The sequence below is a fragment of the Streptomyces sp. NBC_00576 genome, from assembly GCF_036345175.1.
Taxonomy (GTDB): domain Bacteria; phylum Actinomycetota; class Actinomycetes; order Streptomycetales; family Streptomycetaceae; genus Streptomyces.
Genome location: NZ_CP107780.1, coordinates 6460478 through 6475010 on the forward strand (window position 1 = coordinate 6460478; position 14533 = coordinate 6475010).

15 protein-coding genes are annotated in these 14533 nt (G+C 69.2%); 12 read left to right on the plus strand and 3 right to left on the minus strand.

The window, feature by feature from the left end:
- Window positions 1-68 precede the first annotated feature (68 nt).
- The 10 genes from OG734_RS27955 to OG734_RS28000 all read left to right on the plus strand — a co-directional run bounded on the left by OG734_RS27955 (window position 69) and on the right by OG734_RS28000 (window position 8308).
- Window positions 69-1022, plus strand: a complete 954-nt coding sequence (locus OG734_RS27955) for a Rossmann-like and DUF2520 domain-containing protein (RefSeq protein WP_330290239.1) — start codon at window positions 69-71, stop codon at window positions 1020-1022.
- The gene (panC, locus tag OG734_RS27960; protein WP_330290240.1) at window positions 1019-2041 is read left to right on the plus strand and encodes a pantoate--beta-alanine ligase; all 1023 of its coding nucleotides are present in this window, start codon (window positions 1019-1021) and stop codon (window positions 2039-2041) included. Before OG734_RS27955 ends, panC begins: the two co-directional genes overlap by 4 nt.
- Window positions 2038-3801 (plus strand): L-aspartate oxidase, encoded by a 1764-nt coding sequence (locus tag OG734_RS27965; protein ID WP_330290241.1) that lies wholly within the window; start codon window positions 2038-2040, stop codon window positions 3799-3801. Before panC ends, OG734_RS27965 begins: the two co-directional genes overlap by 4 nt.
- Before the next feature lie 5 nt (window positions 3802-3806).
- Window positions 3807-4784, plus strand: coding sequence for a carboxylating nicotinate-nucleotide diphosphorylase (nadC, locus tag OG734_RS27970; protein WP_330290242.1), 978 nt, complete (start codon window positions 3807-3809; stop codon window positions 4782-4784).
- 7 nt (window positions 4785-4791) lie between these two features.
- Complete coding sequence (locus OG734_RS27975; RefSeq protein ID WP_189150564.1) at window positions 4792-5589, plus strand: type III pantothenate kinase; 798 nt, start codon at window positions 4792-4794, stop codon at window positions 5587-5589.
- A 193-nt stretch (window positions 5590-5782) separates the two neighbouring features.
- Window positions 5783-6424, plus strand: a complete 642-nt coding sequence (locus OG734_RS27980) for a hypothetical protein (protein ID WP_330293808.1) — start codon at window positions 5783-5785, stop codon at window positions 6422-6424.
- A gap of 97 nt (window positions 6425-6521) precedes the next feature.
- Complete coding sequence (locus OG734_RS27985) at window positions 6522-6704, plus strand: hypothetical protein (protein WP_330290243.1); 183 nt, start codon at window positions 6522-6524, stop codon at window positions 6702-6704.
- Window positions 6705-6806: 102 nt separating this feature from the next.
- Window positions 6807-7202, plus strand: a complete 396-nt coding sequence (locus OG734_RS27990) for a BlaI/MecI/CopY family transcriptional regulator (protein ID WP_443064922.1) — start codon at window positions 6807-6809, stop codon at window positions 7200-7202.
- A gap of 9 nt (window positions 7203-7211) precedes the next feature.
- Window positions 7212-7745: an amino-acid N-acetyltransferase gene (locus OG734_RS27995; RefSeq protein ID WP_330290244.1), complete on the plus strand. Its 534-nt coding sequence runs from the start codon at window positions 7212-7214 to the stop codon at window positions 7743-7745.
- A gap of 227 nt (window positions 7746-7972) precedes the next feature.
- Entirely contained in the window at window positions 7973-8308 is a 336-nt protein-coding gene (locus OG734_RS28000; RefSeq protein ID WP_330290245.1) for a histone-like nucleoid-structuring protein Lsr2, read from the plus strand.
- On the opposite strand, the gene OG734_RS28005 is transcribed toward OG734_RS28000, so the two are convergent.
- Entirely contained in the window at window positions 8287-8973 is a 687-nt protein-coding gene (locus OG734_RS28005) for an SCO3374 family protein (protein ID WP_330290246.1), read from the minus strand. The genes OG734_RS28000 and OG734_RS28005 overlap by 22 nt on opposite strands.
- Before the next feature lie 440 nt (window positions 8974-9413).
- Between OG734_RS28005 and OG734_RS28010 the strand changes: the two genes are divergently transcribed.
- Window positions 9414-11942: an ATP-dependent Clp protease ATP-binding subunit gene (locus tag OG734_RS28010; protein WP_330290247.1), complete on the plus strand. Its 2529-nt coding sequence runs from the start codon at window positions 9414-9416 to the stop codon at window positions 11940-11942.
- Between the two features lie 149 nt (window positions 11943-12091).
- On the opposite strand, the gene OG734_RS28015 is transcribed toward OG734_RS28010, so the two are convergent.
- Entirely contained in the window at window positions 12092-12751 is a 660-nt protein-coding gene (locus OG734_RS28015) for an HAD family acid phosphatase (RefSeq protein WP_330290248.1), read from the minus strand.
- 450 nt (window positions 12752-13201) lie between these two features.
- Here OG734_RS28015 and OG734_RS28020 point away from each other — a divergent pair, with 450 nt between their 5' ends.
- Complete coding sequence (locus tag OG734_RS28020; protein WP_330290249.1) at window positions 13202-13798, plus strand: M23 family metallopeptidase; 597 nt, start codon at window positions 13202-13204, stop codon at window positions 13796-13798.
- Window positions 13799-13836: 38 nt separating this feature from the next.
- Here OG734_RS28020 and OG734_RS28025 read toward each other — a convergent pair whose 3' ends face one another.
- The gene (locus OG734_RS28025; RefSeq protein ID WP_330290250.1) at window positions 13837-14424 is read right to left on the minus strand and encodes a TetR/AcrR family transcriptional regulator; all 588 of its coding nucleotides are present in this window, start codon (window positions 14422-14424) and stop codon (window positions 13837-13839) included.
- Window positions 14425-14533 lie beyond the last annotated feature (109 nt).

Genomic DNA, 14533 nt, shown 5'->3' on the forward strand with positions numbered 1-14533 from the left:
ATGACGAGAAATCGTCCGGTACATCGTCCGGTACCCCGAGCGGACTGGAACGGGAAGGCCGCCGTCGAGTGAGTACATTCCAACAGCCAGATCCCAGGGACCGTCCCGCCCGGCTCACCGTCGGCGTGGTCGGCGCCGGTCGCGTGGGCCCCGCGCTGGCCGCGTCCCTGCAACTCGCCGGGCACCGTCCGGTGGCCGTCTCCGCGGTCTCCGACGCCTCCGTCCGCAGGGCCGCCGAGCTGCTCCCGGACGTGCCCGTCGTATCGCCCGCCCAGGTCATGGAGCGCGCCGAACTGGTCCTGCTGACCGTCCCGGACGACGCCCTGCCCGGCCTGGTGGAGGGGCTCGCCGAGACCGGCGCCGTTCGACCCGGCCAGCTGCTCGTGCACACCTCTGGGCGGTACGGCGCGAAGGTCCTGGACCCCGCTCTGCGGGCCGGCGCGCTGCCGCTGGCCCTGCACCCCGCCATGACGTTCACCGGCACTCCTGTGGACGTCCAGCGGCTCGCCGGGTGCTCCTTCGGGGTCACCGCGCGCCCCGAGCTGCGGCTGGCCGCCGAAGCCCTCGTCATCGAGATGGGCGGCGAGCCCGAATGGATCGCCGAGGAGAGCCGCCCGCTTTACCACGCGGCCCTCGCCCTGGGCGCCAACCACCTGGTCACACTGGTCGCCGAGTCCATGGAGCTGCTCCGCGCGGCCGGCGTCGACGCCCCCGACCGGATGCTCGGCCCGCTGCTCGGCGCCGCCCTGGACAACGCGCTGCGCTCCGGGGACGCGGCGCTCACCGGGCCCGTCGCGCGCGGGGACGCGGGCACCGTCGCCGCGCATGTCGCCGAGCTGCGCAAGCACTCACCGCAGAGCGTCGCCGCCTATCTGGCGATGGCCCGCGCGACCGCCGACCGCGCACTCGCGCACGGCCTCCTCAAGCCGGAGCTGGCCGAGGACCTCCTCGGGGTACTCGCGGAGGGCACGAACCCGCCCGCGGGCCCCGAGAGCCCCAAGAGCAAAGGGGGAGACCGATGAGCAGCCGTTTCTGGGGACTTGTGTCCGACACCGACGCTCTGGCGGACGCCCACGGGCACCTCGGGGTGCCGGGGCACAACGCCGTCGTCATGACCATGGGCGCCCTCCACGAGGGCCACGCCACCCTGATCCGGACCGCCCGTGAACACGTCGGCCCCAAGGGCTTCGTGACCGTCACCGTCTTCGTGAACCCCCTCCAGTTCGGCCAGGGCGAGGACCTCGACCGCTACCCGCGAACCCTCGACGCCGACGTCAAGCTCGCCGAACAGGCGGGCGCGGACGCCGTGTTCGCCCCCTCCGTGGACGAGGTCTACCCGGGCGGACAGCCCCAGGTCCGGATCAGCGCGGGCCCCATGGGGGAGCGGCTGGAAGGGGCCACGCGCCCCGGACACTTCGACGGTGTGCTCACCGTCGTCGGCAAGCTGCTCCACCTCACCCGGCCCGACGTGGCCTTCTTCGGGCAGAAGGACGCGCAGCAGCTCGCGATGATCCGCCGAATGGTCCGCGACCTGAACTTCGGCGTGGAGATCGTCGGCGTCCCGACCGTCCGCGAGGCCGACGGCCTGGCCCTGTCCAGCCGCAACCGCTATCTGTCCCCGGAGGAACGCCGTACGGCGCTCGCGCTCTCCCAGGCCCTGTTCGCCGGCAGCGACCGGCACGCTGCCGAGGAGGCACTGCGCGCGCGGGCCCGCGAGGTGCCCGCCACGCGCGCGCGTGCCCAGGCCCTCAGCGCGATCGGCGAATCCCGCGCCGCCGCCGACGCGCACGCCGTCGCGAAGGTCCCCGGCGGCGGTCCCGCCGCCGTCCGGGCCGCCGCCCGCCTCCTCCTGGACGACGCGGCCCGCCTCCGGCCCCCGCTGGTCCTCGACTACCTCGCCCTGGTCGACCCCGCCGACTTCACCGAGATCCCGGACGACTTCACGGGCGAAGCCGTCCTCGCCGTCGCAGCCAAGGTCGGGACGACCCGGCTGATCGACAACATCCCTCTCATTTTCGGAACCCCCGGAGCCGCCTCGTGAGCACCACAGGCCCCACCGCCGGCCGTGCCGGCACCTCCACCGGTATACGGCTGCACGCCCCCGCCCCCGGCTGGGCCCTCTCCGCGGACGTCGTGGTCGTCGGCTCCGGTGTCGCCGGGCTCACCGCGGCCCTGCGCTGCGAGGCGGCCGGCCTCAAGACGGTCGTCGTCACCAAGGCCCGCCTCGACGACGGCTCCACCCGCTGGGCGCAGGGCGGCATCGCGGCGGCCCTGGGAGAGGGCGACACCCCCGAACAGCACCTGGACGACACCCTGGTGGCCGGCGCGGGCCTGTGCGACGAGGAGGCCGTACGGATCCTTGTCACGGAGGGACCCGACGCCGTACGCCGGCTCATCGAGACCGGCGCCCACTTCGACGAGTCCTCCGAAGGACGACTCGAACTGACCCGCGAGGGCGGCCACCACCGCCGCCGGATAGCGCACGCCGGCGGCGACGCGACCGGCGCGGAGATCTCCCGCGCGCTCGTCGAGGCCGTCCGCGCGCGGGGCATGCGTACGGTCGAGAACGCGCTCGTCCTGGACCTCCTCACGGACGCCGACGGCCGTACGGCGGGTGTGACCCTGCACGTCATGGGAGAGGGCCAGCACGACGGCGTGGGAGCCGTCCACGCGCCCGCCGTGGTCCTCGCCACCGGCGGCATGGGCCAGGTCTTCTCGGCGACCACCAACCCGTCCGTGTCGACCGGCGACGGCGTCGCCCTCGCCCTGCGCGCGGGCGCCGAGGTCAGCGACCTCGAATTCGTCCAGTTCCACCCCACGGTGCTCTTCCTGGGGGCCGACGCCGAGGGCCAGCAGCCGCTCGTCTCCGAGGCGGTACGCGGCGAGGGCGCCCATCTCGTCGACGCCGACGGCGTGCGCTTCATGACCGGCCAGCACGAACTCGGCGAACTCGCGCCCCGGGACATCGTCGCCAAGGGCATCATGCGCCGCATGCAGGAACAGGGCGCCGAACACATGTTCCTGGACGCCCGGCACTTCGGCGCCCACATGTGGGAGCACCGCTTCCCGACGATCCTCGCCGCCTGCCGCGCCCACGGCATCGACCCGGTCACCGAACCCGTCCCGGTCGCCCCGGCCGCCCACTACGCCTCCGGTGGGGTCCGCACCGACTCCCGGGGCCGTACGACCGTCCCCGGCCTGTACGCGTGCGGAGAGGTCGCCTGCACCGGCGTCCACGGCGCCAACCGGCTCGCCTCCAACTCCCTCCTGGAGGGCCTGGTCTACGCCGAGCGCATCGTCGCCGACATCACCGAGGCCCACACCGGAAACGGCCTCCACGCACGCGTGCCCGCCCCCGTCCCGCACCCCGAGAAGCCCGCGCACCCGCTGCTCGCACCCGAGGCCCGCTTCGCGATCCAGCGGATCATGACCGAGGGCGCCGGAGTGCTGCGCTCCGCCGTCTCCCTGGACACCGCCGCGGCGGCCATCCAGAAACTGCACACCGACGCCCGCGACGCCCTCGACGAGAACGGCAAGACCGCCGAGCCCGGCGTCGACACCTGGGAGGCCACCAACCTCCTGTGCGTGGCCCGCGTCCTGGTCGCAGCCGCCCGCCTGCGCGAGGAGACCCGCGGCTGCCACTGGCGCGAGGACCACGCCGAGCGCGACGACACGACCTGGCACCGCCATATCGTCGTACGGCTGAATCCCGACCGGACGCTGGCCGTACACACCACCGACACCGCAGACTTCCCCCCGACCCGGCATCATCAGCCGGAGCACCGTCCCCAGGAGCAGTGACAGAAGTGAGCACCCCCGACCTTCCCCTCGCCCAGAGCGGCGGCTGCGGCGACGGCTGCGCCTGCGGCGCCGAAACGGACGACGTGTACCTGGAGTGCGGGCTCGACCCCGCGCTCGCCACCCTCCTCGCCGACGCCGGCCTCGACCCCCTGGAGGTCGAGGACATCGCCAACGTCGCCATCCAGGAGGACCTCGACAACGGTGTGGACGTGACGACCGTCGCGACCATCCCCGAGGACGCCCGCGCCACCGCCGACTTCACCGCCCGCGACGGAGGCGTCGTCGCCGGCCTGCGGATCGCCGAGGCGGTCGTCTCCGTGGTCTGCACCGACGAGTTCGAGGTCGAGCGGCACGTCGAGGACGGCGACCGCGTCGAGGCCGGCCAGAAGCTCCTCAGCGTCACGACCCGCACCCGCGACCTCCTGACGGCCGAGCGCAGCGCCCTCAACCTCCTGTGCCGCCTGTCCGGCATCGCGACCGCCACGCGCGCGTGGGCGGACGTCCTGGAGGGCACCAAGGCGCGGGTCCGCGACACCCGCAAGACGACGCCCGGCCTGCGCTCCCTGGAGAAGTACGCGGTCCGCTGCGGCGGCGGCGTCAACCACCGCATGTCCCTGTCGGACGCGGCACTCGTCAAGGACAACCACGTGGTGGCCGCCGGCGGCGTCGCCCAGGCCTTCGAGGCCGTACGGGAGGCCTTCCCGGACGTACCGATCGAGGTCGAGGTCGACACGCTGCACCAGCTCCGCGAGGTGCTCGACGCGGGCGCCGACCTGATCCTCCTGGACAACTTCACCCCCGGCGAGTGCGCCGAGGCGGTCGCGCTCGTCGACGGCCGCGCCCTGCTGGAGGTCTCGGGCCGGCTCGTCCTGAAGAACGCCAAGGAATACGCCGACACCGGCGTCGACTACCTGGCGGTCGGCGCCCTCACCCACTCCTCGCCGATCCTCGACATCGGTCTCGACCTGCGAGCGGCGGAGTAGTACGACCATGCTGCTGACCATCGACGTGGGAAACACGCACACCGTCCTCGGCCTCTTCGACGGCGACGAGATCGTCGAGCACTGGCGCATCTCCACGGACGCGCGCCGCACAGCCGACGAACTGGCGGTCCTCCTCCAGGGCCTCATGGGCATGCACCCCCTCCTCGGCGACGAGCTGGGCGACGGCATCGACGGCATCGCCATCTGCGCGACCGTCCCGTCGGTGCTGCACGAGCTGCGTGAGGTGACGCGGCGGTACTACGGCGATGTGCCGGCGGTGCTGGTCGAACCCGGCGTGAAGACGGGCGTACCGATCCTGACCGACAACCCGAAGGAGGTCGGCGCGGACCGCATCATCAACGCGGTCGCCGCCGTCGAGCTCTACGGGGGCCCCGCGATCGTCGTCGATTTCGGTACGGCGACCACGTTCGACGCGGTGTCCGCGCGCGGGGAGTACGTGGGCGGGGTGATCGCGCCCGGGATCGAGATCTCCGTCGAGGCGCTGGGGGTGAAGGGGGCGCAGCTGAGGAAGATCGAGGTGGCGCGGCCCCGGGCGGTGATCGGCAAGAACACGGTCGAGGCGATGCAGGCGGGCATCATCTACGGGTTCGCCGGTCAGGTCGACGGTGTGGTGACCCGGATGGCGAAGGAGCTGGCGGAGGACCCGGACGAGGTGACGGTGATCGCTACCGGTGGCCTTGCGCCGATGGTCCTCGGCGAGGCGTCGGTGATCGACGAGCACGAGCCGTGGCTGACGCTGATCGGGCTGAGGCTGGTGTACGAGCGGAACGTGTCCCGTATGTGAGTCTCGCCCCCGCCGCCCTTACCCGTCCCATCCTCGGGGGCTCCGCCCCCGAACCCCCGTTCGCGCTGAACGCGCTCGTCCTCAAACGCCGGACCGGCTGAAAGAGCGCGCCACGCCCTATCCGTAATGCCGAGTTTGTCTGATTAGCGCGTATCGTCGCCGCATGCCCACGCCATTCGGATCTCGCGGCGGCATGGCGTTCGGTGCGGAGGAGCTGCGTGTGCTCCGTCGCGCCCTCGCCCTCGCCCTCCACCCCGGCCCCGCCCCCGCCTCCGCAGCGGACGTCCAGGACTGTCTCCGGCTTGCCGAGTCCGTCGACGAGGCGGCGCGCGAGGGGGTCAGGCTGCGGGCCTTCCTCGTGGCCGACCTCGCCCGCTATCGCGCCGCCCTGCCCGGCACCGCCGCCGGCTTTCTCACGCTCCTGGAGGAGGCGCTGGGCGCCGGGTACCGCCCGGACCCGGATGACCTCGCCGCCCTCCGGGCCCTGCGGGGGAACCCGGTCGCCACCGCCCTCCTCGACCGCTGTCTGCGGCACGCGGAGCGGGATGTACGGGCCCGGCTGGGCGCCAGAGTGGCCGGCCGTCAACCGGTCGCGCCTACGGTGCCCGCCTCCCGTACCCGCCTGCTGGCCCTGCCCGGCGGGCTGGCCACCGAGGAGCCCGCCCGTAAGCCCGGCGAGAAGCCGGCGGAGAAGCAGCCTCAGGAGCGGCCCGCACCCGCGCCCCGGCCCGCCGGTCCCAAGCCCGACCGTCCCGTCCCCACCCCGGGCGAGGTCTTCCCCCGCCGCAAACCGGCCCCGCCGGCGAATCCCCCGCAGCAGCTCGCCGCAGGCTGAACAGACAGGCTGAACGGACAGGCTGAACAGAGCCGGAATCACCGAAGGCCCGGGCCCCCGCCCGGGCCTTTCTCCGGTCCTGGCTACTCTGGACCCCATGGACTACGTCTCCGCGCTCGTGCCCCCCGTAGTGATGGCCGCGCTCTTCATCGCTGTGATCGTGACGATGGTGAAGAGTCAGGGCGGTGCCAACAAGGCCAAGGAGGACGCCGTCGTCGACGCCGCCCTCGCCCGGGCCGAGCAGACCCGCCAGGCCGGACAGGATCGCACCGTTTCGTAGGCATTTGGCTGCGAAAGCGCACGTTCATCGCGCTATTCACTGTTTCTCCCACTAGTGTGCTGAGTTGTGCCTCGCCCATTGGGAGAACTCGAAGACGCGGTCATGACGCGGGTGTGGAAGTGGAACCGCCCGGTCACCGTTCGAGAAGTCCTGGAAGACCTTCGGCAGGAACGGTCCATCGCGTACACCACGGTGATGACCGTTTTGGACAATCTCCATCAGAAGGGCTGGGTCCGTCGCGAGGCGGAAGGCCGGGCCTATCGATATGAGGCGGTCTCCACCCGTGCCGCCTACGCGGCCGCGCTGATGAACGACGCGTGGTCGCAGAGTGACAACCCCGCCGCCGCTCTCGTCGCCTTCTTCGGCATGATGAGCGAAGAACAGCGGCTCGCCCTCAGGGATGCCGTTCGCATCGTCGAAGGGCCGGAACAGGCGGAAGCCGCGGAACAAACCGACTACGAGAACCCCGCCTCGGTCCAAGGCCCCACCGGGCGATAGCGTCCGCTCATGTCAGCGACGCGTCCCGAAGTCCCAGCGAAAGCCATCACCGTCCGGCGGGCCAGGACCAGCGATGTCCAGGCCGTACGCGGACTCCTTGACTCGTTCGTCCGTGGCCGTATCCTGCTCGACAAAGCGACGGTGACCCTTTACGAGGACATCCAGGAGTTCTGGGTCGCGGAACGCGACGACAACGGCGAGGTTGTGGGGTGCGGTGCACTCCACGTGATGTGGGAAGACCTCGCCGAAGTCCGCACTCTTGCCGTGAACCCGGACCTCAGAGGTTCCGGTGTCGGGCATCAGTTGCTGGAGAAGTTGCTGCAGACCGCCCGCTGGCTCGGCGTTCGGCGCGTTTTCTGTCTGACCTTTGAAGTGAACTTCTTCGGGAAGCACGGCTTCGTGGAGATCGGCGAGACACCCGTCGACACCGATGTCTACGCCGAGCTGCTGCGTTCCTATGACGAGGGCGTCGCGGAGTTCCTCGGTCTCGAACGAGTGAAACCGAACACCTTGGGCAACAGCCGGATGCTTCTGCATCTGTGATCGGCATCCGGCAATTTCTGTGAGCCGCCCTGCCCAGGTTCCCTATGTCCGAAACGCGCACGTTTCCGGTCGGTGGAAGGGCGGTCGGTCTCTCCCGGGGGTTTGTGTTTTTCCGGCAAAAGCGGTTTGCTTTCCGACGTACTGCAGTACTGCATATAACAGGGGACGCGAAACAGCGGCGCACGCCGCAGGTCTCGGCTCCCAAGTTATCGATGAAAGGAAATCCGGTGGCACAGAAGGTTCAGGTCCTTCTTGTCGACGACCTCGACGGCGGCGAGGCCGACGAGACCGTGACGTTCGCGTTGGACGGCAAGACGTACGAGATCGACCTCACGACTGCCAATGCTGACAAGCTTCGCGGTCTTCTCGAGCCCTTCGCCAAGAGCGGCCGTCGTACCGGTGGCCGTGCTTCGGGTGGGCGTGGAAAGGCGCGCGTCGCTTCCGGTGGCAGCCAGGACACCGCTCAGATCCGTGCTTGGGCGAAGGAGAACGGTTACGAGGTCAACGACCGTGGCCGTGTTCCCGCGTCCATTCGCGAGGCTTACGAGAAGGCCAACGGCTGAGCGCACGCGCGCCGTAGTCGGACCCGATGGCATTGCGTCGCCAGCGTGTCCACCAGCCGTACGAGATCGGGGGCGCCTCCGACGCCCCCCAGGGCCGACATCGTCGGCAGCGGGATTTCCGTCCCGCACCCTGATTCAGGGGGCCGCAGCCAGACAGCGGCCCCCTGCGGATTTGTACGGCCCGGGGAGTCGCCCGTAGCGACGGGCGGTCCGGGCTGTCCCCGCGGTCCGAGCGGCAGGGGCGCCTCGATGTCACCGCCCGCTCCGATCGCCCTCAGGTCCGGGGTGAGCCGGCCCCATTCCAGCCAGTCCAGCAGCCCCGGCAACTCGTCCGCGCTGCCCGCGGCCACCAGCAGCAGCATCCGGTCGTCGCTCAGGGCCACCGGAGAACGCGGCGCCCGTGTCTGTCCCCGGTGCCGCAGCGCCGCGAAGCCCGCTTCCGCCGGCACGTCCAGCACGTCGAAGCGCAGGCCCGCGACCAGCCGCAGCGGAAGTGTCGCGGAACCCGAACCGGGCACTGTCGCCCACCCCAGTTCGTTCTCGTACCAACGCCGGACATCACTCGGGACGTCACTCGGGACATCGCTACCGGCGCTACTGGTGAGACCACTCGTGGTGTCGCCCGTATCAAGAGGACGACGAGGAAGGGGGACAGCGGAGACCATGCCAAAGCCAACCGTCACAAGAGGCCGCGAGTTACGCTGGGTGTCCCGACGGATGCGCAGAGTGCCGATTTCGGGACGCGCGGAGCTGGTCGGCGGCGCAAGGTTGTTCGCCCGTAGCGGAGGGAACTCGTGCATCCGGCATGGAGTGTCAGTCCGTACGGGTAAGACATCCCTAGTGGGAGGGGGCGACACGCAGAAAAGGCCGTCTCACGTTCGCCATCGGCGTACTGATAGTGAGGGTATCTGCCTGGCCTGCGGGAACATCGTCTCGCACGATCGGGTTGGAGCATATGTCGGCGTACGGGGTCAGGAGGCTGTGTTGGTTCTCGGTCCGGTGTCGGCAGTTGGAATGAGCGGTCCCCGCTTGCGGGACTAAGCTGCGGAAGGACAGGGAGGGGAGCGTCCCCTTACTGCCTGACCGCTCTGAGGAGCGATTAACGATGTTCGAGAGGTTCACCGACCGCGCGCGGCGGGTTGTCGTCCTGGCTCAGGAAGAAGCCCGGATGCTCAACCACAACTACATCGGCACCGAGCACATCCTCCTGGGCCTGATCCACGAGGGTGAGGGTGTCGCCGCTAAGGCCCTGGAGAGCCTCGGGATTTCGCTCGAGGCGGTCCGCCAGCAGGTGGAGGAGATCATCGGTCAGGGCCAGCAGGCCCCGTCCGGGCACATCCCCTTCACCCCCCGTGCCAAGAAGGTCCTGGAGCTGTCGCTCCGCGAGGCCCTTCAGCTGGGCCACAACTACATCGGCACGGAACACATCCTGCTCGGCCTGATCCGCGAGGGCGAGGGCGTCGCCGCCCAGGTCCTCGTCAAGCTGGGCGCAGACCTCAACCGGGTGCGGCAGCAGGTCATCCAGCTGCTCTCCGGCTACCAGGGCAAGGAGACCGCCGGCGCCAGTGGCGGTCCTGCCGAGGGCACCCCCTCGACGTCCCTGGTCCTCGACCAGTTCGGCCGGAACCTCACCCAGGCCGCCCGCGAATCCAAGCTCGACCCGGTCATCGGGCGCGAGAAGGAGATCGAGCGGGTCATGCAGGTGCTGTCCCGCCGTACGAAGAACAACCCGGTCCTCATCGGGGAGCCCGGCGTCGGCAAGACCGCCGTCGTCGAGGGTCTCGCCCAGGCCATCGTCAAGGGCGAGGTGCCCGAGACCCTCAAGGACAAGCACCTCTACACCCTGGACCTCGGCGCGCTGGTCGCCGGCTCCCGCTACCGCGGTGACTTCGAGGAGCGCCTGAAGAAGGTCCTCAAGGAGATCCGCACCCGCGGCGACATCATCCTGTTCATCGACGAGCTGCACACGCTCGTCGGCGCGGGTGCCGCCGAGGGCGCCATCGACGCGGCCTCCATCCTCAAGCCGATGCTGGCCCGTGGTGAGCTCCAGACCATCGGTGCGACCACGCTCGACGAATACCGCAAGCACCTCGAGAAGGACGCGGCCCTTGAGCGCCGCTTCCAGCCGATCCAGGTGGCGGAGCCTTCCCTCCCCCACACGATCGAGATCCTCAAGGGCCTGCGCGACCGGTACGAGGCGCATCACCGCGTCTCGATCACCGACGAGGCCCTGGTGCAGGCGGCGACGCTCGCCGACCGGTACATCTCGGACCGGTTCCTGCCCGACAAGGCGATCGACCTCATCGACGAGGCCGGTTCCCGGATGCGCATCCGCCGGATGACCGCTCCGCCGGACCTGCGCGAGTTCGACGAGAAGATCGCCGGCGTGCGTCGCGACAAGGAGTCCGCGATCGACTCGCAGGACTTCGAGAAGGCCGCCTCTCTGCGTGACAAGGAGAAGCAGCTCCTCGCCGCGAAGGCCAAGCGGGAGAAGGAGTGGAAGGCCGGCGACATGGACGTCGTCGCCGAGGTCGACGGCGAGCTGATCGCCGAGGTCCTGGCGACCGCCACCGGCATCCCGGTCTTCAAGCTGACCGAGGAGGAGTCGAGCCGCCTGCTGCGCATGGAGGACGAGCTCCACAAGCGGGTCATCGGCCAGGTCGACGCCGTCAAGGCGCTGTCGAAGGCGATCCGTCGTACGCGTGCCGGTCTGAAGGACCCGAAGCGTCCCGGTGGTTCGTTCATCTTCGCCGGCCCGTCCGGTGTCGGTAAGACCGAGCTGAGCAAGGCGCTGGCCGAGTTCCTCTTCGGTGACGAGGACGCGCTGATCTCCCTCGACATGTCGGAGTTCAGCGAGAAGCACACGGTGTCGCGCCTCTTCGGTTCCCCGCCCGGATACGTGGGTTACGAAGAGGGTGGCCAGCTGACCGAGAAGGTCCGCCGCAAGCCGTTCTCCGTCGTCCTCTTCGACGAGGTCGAGAAGGCCCACCCGGACATCTTCAACTCGCTGCTGCAGATCCTGGAGGACGGTCGCCTGACCGACTCCCAGGGCCGGGTCGTGGACTTCAAGAACACGGTCATCATCATGACGACCAACCTCGGCACGCGGGACATCTCGAAGGGCTTCAACCTGGGCTTCGCGGCCTCGGGTGACAAGAAGTCCAACTACGAGCGCATGAAGAACAAGGTCTCGGACGAGCTCAAGCAGCACTTCCGCCCCGAGTTCCTCAACCGCGTCGACGACGTGGTCGTCTTCCCGCAGCTCACACAGGCCGACATCCTCAAGATCGTCGACCTGATGGTGGGCAAGGTGGACGAGCGCCTCAAGGACCGGGACATGGGCATCGAGCTCTCCCAGGCCGCCAAGGAGCTGCTGTCCAAGAAGGGTTACGACCCCGTTCTGGGCGCCCGCCCGCTGCGTCGCACGATCCAGCGCGAGATCGAGGACACGCTCTCCGAGAAGATCCTCTTCGGCGAGCTGCGCCCCGGTCACATCGTGGTCGTCGACACGGAGGGCGAGGGCGAGACCGCGGCCTTCACCTTCCGGGGTGAGGAGAAGTCGGCGCTGCCCGACGTCCCGCCGATCGAGCAGGCGGCCGGCGGTGCCGGACCGAACCTGAGCAAGGAGGCGTGACCCTCCGGGGTTCGTCCAAGGGCTCTGCCTGAGGGTTCGCCCGAAGGATGTGCCTGAAGGTTCTGCCTGAAGGTTCTGCCTGAAGGTTCTGCCTGAACAAGAGGGGCCGGTGCTTCACAGCACCGGCCCCTCTCGCATGCCCTGACGACCTACGACAGCTGGCCGTCGTAGTCCGGCAGCTTGTACGTCTTCTCGGCATGGCCGCCCGACAGGTCGGTGGCGCTGTTACCGATGTTGGCGATGATCGTGTAGCCCTTCGACTCGATGTCGACGCGCTTCGCGGTCTTGTAGTCGGCCACGTTCTTGAAGAGGTCGATCAGATTGCGGACGTACAGCCCGGTGATGTCGTAGCCGACGTGCGTGAGGTTGTACTGCGTCACGGGGCCGATGATGTCCGGGCGGGCGGTGACGAAGAAGAGGGCGACGCCGTGGTCCTGGGCGTACTGGGCGACCTTCAGCACGGGCGCGTTGGCCGGCGACGGGTAGCTGAAGCCGAAGTCGGTCTCCAGGGTGGTGTTGTCGATGTCGAAGACGATCGCGGGCTTCTCGCCCTTGGAGGCGGCGGCTATGCGCTGCTTCAGATAGGGCAGCGCCTGGTCCATCAGGGCCTGGCAGTCCTGTTGCCAGGTGGCGTAGTCGACGTCCTCGGCGGCAGCCGCCGACACGGACGCGGCGGTCGCGGTGGTCGCGGCCTGGGCGGTGCCGGGGCCGGCCAGCGTCACCGCGGCGACCGCGGCGGCCGCCGTCAGGCCGATACGGCGCGTCCAAGGCGTCCGGGAGCCTGCTGTGCCTCTTGAGCCTCTTGTCATCGGGGCTGGGGGTCCTCTCACATAGGTCCGTGCGGTGGCCGGGCATGCAGATGTCAGGGGCATGCTTGCGGGAGTGAGTGGCGCGGGTGGGAAGGGCACATTACTCACGGGTAGCGACGAGGTGCCAGTAGTCGGAGTGGGTTTATTCGGCGCGTTGTACGCGTCACAGTCGTGCGTTTCTGGATCTTGCGGTCCGGTGACATGATGCACAGGTGAAATGTCCGTTACTAGGGTGATTAGTGGGTGACAGTGCGGGTGGATCACGGTTTGTGTGAGGCGATTGGTGGTGTGGTTTTGTCAATAAGTGGGTGAATTGATGGACCATTACTACCTTGTGTCGTAGTTCGGGGGTTTGGGGTTGGGTGGGGGGCAGGGGTACCAAGGGGTTGCCCATCCGGCGGGAACGCTCGTGCCGGGTGGCTTTTCTGTCCCCGTCCCCGTGAGGTATCGATGTTCCAGCGCGCCACCACCCCGTCCCGCGACTCCCGTACGGCCCGTGTCTCCCGTGTCTCGGTTCTGGCCGCCGGCCTCGGGGCGTCGATCGTCCTGGGGGTGTCCGGGGTCGCTGCTGCCGCCGGGACCGGTGCGACGGGTGCCGTACAGGTTCAGGCCGCCGCCAAGAAGGCCGTCTCCTGGGTGGACCCGGTCAAGAAGTACAAGCTCAGCGCCAGCTTCAACCAGGCCGGCAACATGTGGTCGTCCACCCACTCCGGCCAGGACTTCGCCGTGCCGAGCGGTACCAAGGTCGTCGCCGCGCACGGCGGCACCGTCGTCAAGGCCGGCGGCAACGGCGCCGGTGACGGGCCGGCGTACGGCAATGCCATCGTCATCAAGCACGGCAACGGGTCGTACTCGCAGTACGCCCATCTCTCGCGGATCGGTGTGAAGGTCGGCCAGGTCGTGACGACCGGGCAGCGCATCGCCCTGTCCGGCAACACGGGCAACTCCAGCGGCCCGCACCTGCACTTCGAGATCCGTACGAGCGCGAACTACGGGTCAGCCGTCGACCCCGTGGCCTTTCTGCGGGCCAAGGGTGTGACTGTCTGACGGGTGGGACGGCGGGCTGTCCAGCCCGGGCGGTGGGCCTATGACGGTTGTCCCGCGCCCTCGTGTGCCTGGGTCACCAGGCCGATCGCGACCTCCAGGACCGCCGCGCGCTTCTCGTCCGCGTCGCCCGCGAGGTCATGGAGCACGAACATCCCGGCGTGCAGAGTGAACATCGCGCTGATGCAGCGGACCTGGTCGACCAGGGGGGCGTCCGGGTCGATGATGATCTCCCGCATACCGAGCATGCGCGTCTTGAACATGTCGCCGATGCTCAGATCCCGTACCGTCGCCTGGTTCTCCTGCATGAAGCGGAAGAGCGGGGCCGCTTCGGTGAGCGCCTCGCTGTAGCGGCGTACGATCTCCTGCTTCATGGCGAGGGTGTGCGGCTGCTGCCGGCCCCACTCGATCAGGTCCTCGATCGGTTTCGTCAGGTCCTCGAACAGGCTGACGACGATCTCTTCCTTGGTCTTGAAGTGGTAGTAGAGTGCCGCCTTCGTGACATCGAGGCGTTCCGCGATCTCCCGCAGCGAGGTCTTCTCGTAGCCCTGTTCGGCGAAGAGTTCGAGCGCCACGTCCTGGATGCGCTGGCGGGTGTCCCCGCGGCGGCGCTGCTTGGTGCGGTCCATGCTCTACTCCGGCTTCTGCTTCTGCTGCTGAAGACCCTCGGGGGCCCTTGAGAGAAAACTTACTTGACGCCCGGCTAGTTAGGGGTCTAGCTTCCCCAGTGTAGTCAAC

Coding starts and splice junctions, on each gene's coding strand:
- panC (WP_330290240.1), top strand. CDS start 1,019: ATGAGCAGCCGTTTCTGGGGACTTGTGTCCGACACCGACGCTCTGGCG.
- OG734_RS27975 (WP_189150564.1), top strand. CDS start 4,792: ATGCTGCTGACCATCGACGTGGGAAACACGCACACCGTCCTCGGCCTC.
- OG734_RS27980 (WP_330293808.1), top strand. CDS start 5,783: ATGGCGTTCGGTGCGGAGGAGCTGCGTGTGCTCCGTCGCGCCCTCGCC.
- OG734_RS27985 (WP_330290243.1), top strand. CDS start 6,522: ATGGACTACGTCTCCGCGCTCGTGCCCCCCGTAGTGATGGCCGCGCTC.
- OG734_RS27990 (WP_443064922.1), top strand. CDS start 6,807: ATGACGCGGGTGTGGAAGTGGAACCGCCCGGTCACCGTTCGAGAAGTC.
- OG734_RS27995 (WP_330290244.1), top strand. CDS start 7,212: ATGTCAGCGACGCGTCCCGAAGTCCCAGCGAAAGCCATCACCGTCCGG.
- OG734_RS28005 (WP_330290246.1), bottom strand. CDS start 8,973: ATGGTCTCCGCTGTCCCCCTTCCTCGTCGTCCTCTTGATACGGGCGAC.
- OG734_RS28010 (WP_330290247.1), top strand. CDS start 9,414: ATGTTCGAGAGGTTCACCGACCGCGCGCGGCGGGTTGTCGTCCTGGCT.
- OG734_RS28015 (WP_330290248.1), bottom strand. CDS start 12,751: ATGACAAGAGGCTCAAGAGGCACAGCAGGCTCCCGGACGCCTTGGACG.
- OG734_RS28020 (WP_330290249.1), top strand. CDS start 13,202: ATGTTCCAGCGCGCCACCACCCCGTCCCGCGACTCCCGTACGGCCCGT.
- OG734_RS28025 (WP_330290250.1), bottom strand. CDS start 14,424: ATGGACCGCACCAAGCAGCGCCGCCGCGGGGACACCCGCCAGCGCATC.